Origin of the sequence: Streptomyces sp. LS1784 (genome assembly GCF_020103755.1) — a bacterium.
Lineage (GTDB): Bacteria > Actinomycetota > Actinomycetes > Streptomycetales > Streptomycetaceae > Kitasatospora.
Genome location: NZ_JAHSQD010000545.1, coordinates 1 through 5,481, shown reverse-complemented (window position 1 = coordinate 5,481; position 5,481 = coordinate 1). Strand labels below are relative to the sequence as shown.

General features: G+C 73.5%; 3 protein-coding genes. All 3 read left to right on the top strand.

Translation table 11 applies throughout. The features are described from left to right. Positions 1-52: 52 nt before the first annotated feature. Positions 53-586: an ATP-binding protein gene (locus KS423_RS37235; protein WP_224284165.1), complete on the top strand. Its 534-nt coding sequence runs from the start codon at positions 53-55 to the stop codon at positions 584-586. Between the two features lie 67 nt (positions 587-653). Then, positions 654-1,025, top strand: coding sequence for an STAS domain-containing protein (locus tag KS423_RS37230; RefSeq protein ID WP_224284164.1), 372 nt, complete (start codon positions 654-656; stop codon positions 1,023-1,025). A 158-nt stretch (positions 1,026-1,183) separates the two neighbouring features. Beyond that, on the top strand, positions 1,184-5,314 hold the full coding sequence (locus KS423_RS37225) for a HAMP domain-containing protein (RefSeq protein WP_224284163.1): 4,131 nt from the start codon (positions 1,184-1,186) through the stop codon (positions 5,312-5,314). Positions 5,315-5,481 lie beyond the last annotated feature (167 nt).

Below are 5,481 nucleotides of genomic sequence, written 5' to 3'. Positions count from 1 at the left end.
GAGGGCTCCGCCGGGCCCGTCGAGCCGCCCGAGCCGAGGTAGGAGGCAGGCCGTGGACCGCCCCGGGAACGGTGGGCCGCCAGGCCGGGAGCAGACCAGGCGGCTGGCGCTGCCGGGCAGCGCCGGCGCGGTGCAGCGCAGCCGCGAGTTCAGCCGGCGAGCGCTGGTGTCCTGGCACTGGCTGCCGACCGCCGACGCGGACCGGCGGGCCGCGGCCGAGGACGTCCTGCTGATGGTCTCCGAGCTGGTCACCAACGCCTGTCTGCACGCACCCGGCGGCCCGTACGAGCTGCGGCTGCACTGGGACGGTGCCCGGCTGCGGGTCGAGGTCGCGGACGCCAGCCCCGTCCAGCCGCGGCTGCGCCCGTTCGGCGGTGCGGGACGGCCGGGCGGGCACGGGCTGCGGGTGGTGAACCGGCTGGCCCGCGCCTGGGGCTCGCAGCCCGAGGGCGTGGGGAAGCTGGTCTGGCTGGAGGTGTCGCGCCCGCCGGCCCTGACGGCGGCCGGTGTGGACGGGGCGCCGGACCGGCCGGCTGGTCGGCGTCCTTCCCGGCCCGAGGGGTTTCCGGTGCGCCGCAGTGGATAGCCGCATGGGCGTGAGCGTCGGCACCGGTCGGTGCGGGATCCGGACCGAGCGAGAGGAGCCCGCAGCCATGACGCAGCGCCCGTCGAATTCCGGGAACCCGGCCCCGGGCCGGGCCGAGGGGCTCACCGTCGAGATCCGGCCGTGGGCCCTGGGCACCGTGCTGGTACTGCGCGGTGATCTGGACCTCGACTCGATCGCCGACCTGCGGGAGGCGCTCGACCGGGCCTTCGCCGAGCCCGCCACCGTGATCGTGGTGGACTGCGCCGGGCTGGAGTTCTGCGACTCCACCGGGCTCAACGCCCTGCTGCGGGCCAAGGCCCGGGCAGCCGTGGACGGCAGCCGGATCGAACTGGCCCGGCCCCGGCCGCTGATCCTGCGGATGCTCGAACTCACCGGTGCCGTCGACGCCTTCCCGATCCACGAGACCTTGCCGCTCTGAGGCCCGCGCCGGCCGCCCGGCCCCGCGTGCGAACCGCCCCGCGTGTCACCCCCGGCCCGCGGTGGCACAGTGGGAGCAGGGCGGCGGCCCGCCGCCCTCGGGGCCGAGGTGCCCGGACGGAGCACCCCGGCCGTGCGAGCGATCCGGACGGTGGACGGATGGACGAGCAGCCGGTACCCGCAGCCCCCGCGGCCGATCCGGCCGAGCAGGCGCTGCGGCAGTTGCTCGCCGGGCTGACGGCCGTGCGCGACGGGGACTTCCGCACCCGACTCGCCCCGGACCGGCCGGGGGTGCTGGGGGAGATCGCCGTGGTCTTCAACGGCATGGCCGACCAGTTGGCCCGAATGACCTCCGAGGTGACCAGGGTGGCCCGGGAGGTCGGCAGCGAGGGCCGGCTCGGCGGGCAGGCCCAGGTGCCGGGCGCCGCCGGGACGTGGCGCGATCTGACCGACTCGGTGAACGCGATGGCGGGCAACCTGACCTGGCAGGTGCGCAACATCGCCCAGGTCACCATGGCAGTGGCCCGCGGCGACCTCACCCAGAAGATCGACGTGGACGCGCGCGGCGAGATCCTGGAACTCAAGAGCACCGTCAACACCATGGTGGACACCCTGTCCTCGTTCGCGGACGAGGTGACCAGGGTGGCCCGGGAGGTCGGCAGCGAGGGCCGGCTCGGCGGTCAGGCCCAGGTGCCGGGCGTCGCCGGGACGTGGCGCGATCTGACCGACTCGGTGAACGCGATGGCGGGCAACCTGACCTGGCAGGTGCGCAACATCGCCCAGGTGGCGACCGCCGTGGCCGAGGGGGACCTCACCCAGAAGATCTCGGTCGCCGCGCGCGGGGAGATCCTGGAACTCAAGACGACCATCAACACCATGGTCGACCAGCTGTCCTCGTTCGCCGCCGAGGTCACCCGGGTCGCGCGCGAGGTCGGTACCGAGGGACGGCTGGGCGGCCAGGCGGACGTCCGGGACGTCTCCGGCACGTGGAAGTCGCTCACCGAGTCCGTCAACGTCATGGCCGACAACCTCACCGCCCAGGTCCGCTCGATCGCCGAGGTGACCACCGCCGTCGCGGAGGGCGACCTGACCCAGAAGATCCGGGTCGACGCGCGCGGCGAGATCCTGGAGCTGAAGGAGACCATCAACACGATGGTCGACCAGCTGTCCTCGTTCGCGGACGAGGTGACCAGGGTGGCACGGGAGGTCGGCACCGCCGGGAACCTGGGCGGGCAGGCCACCGTCCGGGGCGTCTCCGGGACGTGGAAGGACCTCACCGACAACGTCAACGTGATGGCCTCCAACCTGACCGGCCAGGTCCGCTCGATGTCCGAGGTGGCGACGGCGGTGGCCCGCGGCGACCTGTCGCGGAAGATCACCGTCGAGGCCAAGGGCGAGGTCGCGGCCCTCGCCGACGCGATCAACACCATGGTGGACACCCTGTCCTCGTTCGCGGACGAGGTGACCAGGGTGGCCCGGGAGGTCGGCACCGAGGGCATCCTGGGCGGGCAGGCCACGGTCCGGGGCGTCTCCGGGACGTGGAAGGACCTCACCGACAACGTCAACTTCATGGCGCACAACCTGACCAGCCAGGTGCGCAACATCGCCCAGGTCACCACCGCCGTCGCCGAGGGCGACCTGACCCGCAAGATCGACGTGGACGCGCGCGGGGAGATCCTGGAGCTGAAGACCACCGTCAACACCATGGTGGACACCCTGTCCTCGTTCGCCGCCGAGGTGACCCGGGTGGCCCGGGAGGTCGGCAGCGAGGGCCGGCTCGGCGGGCAGGCCCGGGTGGAGGGCGTCTCCGGCACCTGGAAGCGGCTCACCGAGAACGTCAACGAGCTGGCCGGCAACCTGACCCGGCAGGTCCGGGCGATCGCCGAGGTCACCAGCGCCGTCGCGGCCGGCGACCTGACCCGCTCGATCAGCGTGGACGCCTCCGGCGAGGTCGCCGACCTCAAGGACAACATCAACGCGATGGTCGGATCGCTGCGCGCGAGCACCCTGGCCAACCAGGAGCAGGACTGGCTCAAGACCAACCTGGCCCGCTTCTCCGCCGCGATCCAGGGCCGGCGGGACATCCGCGCCGTCGCCGAGATGATCACCGACGAGCTGACCCCGCTGGTCGGCGCCCAGTACGGCGCGTTCTTCCTCGCCGAGGAGGGCACGGACGAGACCGAACTGGTCCTGATCAGTGCCTATGGCAGGCCGGCCGGGGAGCAACGGCGGCTGCGGCTGGGGGAGTCCCTGGTCGGCCAGGCCGCCCGCACCCGGCGGACCGTGGCCGTGGACGGTCTGCCGCCCGGCTACGCCACCGTCTCCTCCGCCGCGGGCAGCGGTGACGCCCGCTCGGTGGTCATCCTGCCGATCGCCCTGGAGGAGTGGCTGATCGGCGTGATGGAGTTCGCCTCCGTCCGCCCGTTCGCCGAAGTGCACCGCGACTTCCTGGCCCAGTTCGCCGAGGCCTGCGGGGCCAACCTCGGCAACCTGCTGGCCAACGCCCGCACCGACGAGCTGCTGGGCGAGTCCCAGCGGCTCACCGCCGAACTCCAGGCCCGCTCCGAGGAGTTGCAGGAAGGTCAGGAGGAACTGAGGCGGTCCAACGCCGAGTTGGAGGATAAGGCCGCGCTGCTCGCCCAGCGCAACCGGGACATCGAGGCGAAGAACCTGGAGATCGAGCAGGGGCGCGAGGAACTGGAGGAACGGGCAAGGGAGTTGACCCGCACCTCGATGTACAAGTCGGAGTTCCTGGCCAACATGAGCCACGAGCTGCGCACCCCGCTGAACAGCCTGCTCATCCTGGCCCAGCTGCTCGCCGAGAACAACAGCGGGAACCTCACCCCCAAGCAGGTCGAGTACGCGGGTGTGATCCACTCGGCCGGCACCGACCTGCTCCAGCTCATCAACGACATCCTCGACCTCTCCAAGGTGGAGGCCGGGAAGATGGACCTGGCCATCGAACCGTTCGCGGTGCGCGAGCTGCTGGAGTACGTGGAGTCCGGCTTCCGGCCGCTGGCCGACCAGAAGGGGCTCGCCTTCGAGATGTCCGTCGACCGGGCCGTGCCGGAGCGGATCGTCACCGACCAGGCCCGGCTGCGCCAGGTGCTGCGCAACCTGCTGTCCAACGCCGTCAAGTTCACCGACACCGGCCGGGTCGAGCTGCGGATCGAACGCGTCGAGGAGGCGGAACTGCCGTCCGGACTCGGCCGGGCGCACGCCGCGGTGGCCTTCCACGTGGACGACACCGGGATCGGCATCGACCCGGCCCACCTGGACACCATCTTCGGCGCCTTCCAGCAGGCCGACGGCTCCACCGCGCGGCGCTACGGCGGCACCGGCCTCGGGCTGTCGATCAGCCGGGAGCTCGCCCGGCTGCTCGGCGGCACCATCACCGTCCGCTCGGCGGCGGGGCAGGGCAGCCGGTTCACCCTGTACCTGCCGCTGGGCGAGCAGGTGGCGGAGGGCGGTGCCGAGCCGCGGGTCCTGGTGGTGGAGCCGGAGCCGCCGGGGCTGCTCACCCAGCTCGCCCGGGCGGCGGTCGGGGAGATGGAGGCTTCGTCGGGAGGCTCCCCGGACGGAGGCTCGGGAGCTTCACCGGAGGGCGGTCCTGCGTCGCCCGTGCGGATCCACGGGGTGGACGACGAGGCGGGGCTGCGGGCCGCGCTCACGGGTGGGCCGTACCGGTGCGTCCTGCTGGACCTGGTCGGCTCCGCGGACCTCGCGCCGCTGCTCGGGGAGCTCCCGGCGGAGGGCCCGCCGGTGCTGGGGTACGGGGGCGGCGGCCCGCCGCCCGGGGGCGTGGAGCAGGTCGGCGGACTGGACGAGCTGCGGGTGCGGGTGATCCGGGCGCTCGGAGGCGAGAGTCCCCCGGCGGCCGGGCCGGCCGCCGCGGGCCCGGCCGTGGCGGGACCGTCCGCCGGGCGGACCGTGCTGATCGTCGACGACGACATCCGCAACGTCTTCGCGCTCACCGCGGCCCTGGAACAGCACGGACTGACCGTCCTGCACGCCTCCGACGGCCGCGCCGGGATCGACCTGCTGCGCGCCCACCCGGAGACCGACCTGGTGCTGATGGACGTCATGATGCCCGGAATGGACGGCTACGCGGCCATCGCGGCGATCCGGGCCGACGCGCGCTTCGAGCGGCTGCCGGTCATCGTCGTCACCGCCAAGGCCATGCCCGGAGACCGGGACCGCAGCCTGGCGGCCGGGGCCGACGACCACGTCACCAAACCGGTCGACACCGGCCGGCTGCTGGAACGGATGCGGGACTGGCTGGACACGTGATGACCTCTCTTCGGCACGGCGGCGATGCGGCCCGGGGTGCGGACACCGCGACCCGGCTCCGGGGTAGGCCGTGACCGGCGGGCAGGAGTCCGCGGAACGCACGGCCCGGGCCCTGGCCGAGGCCGTCCGCCGCCTCCAGGCGGCCGCCGCCCGGGCGCACGCCGAGG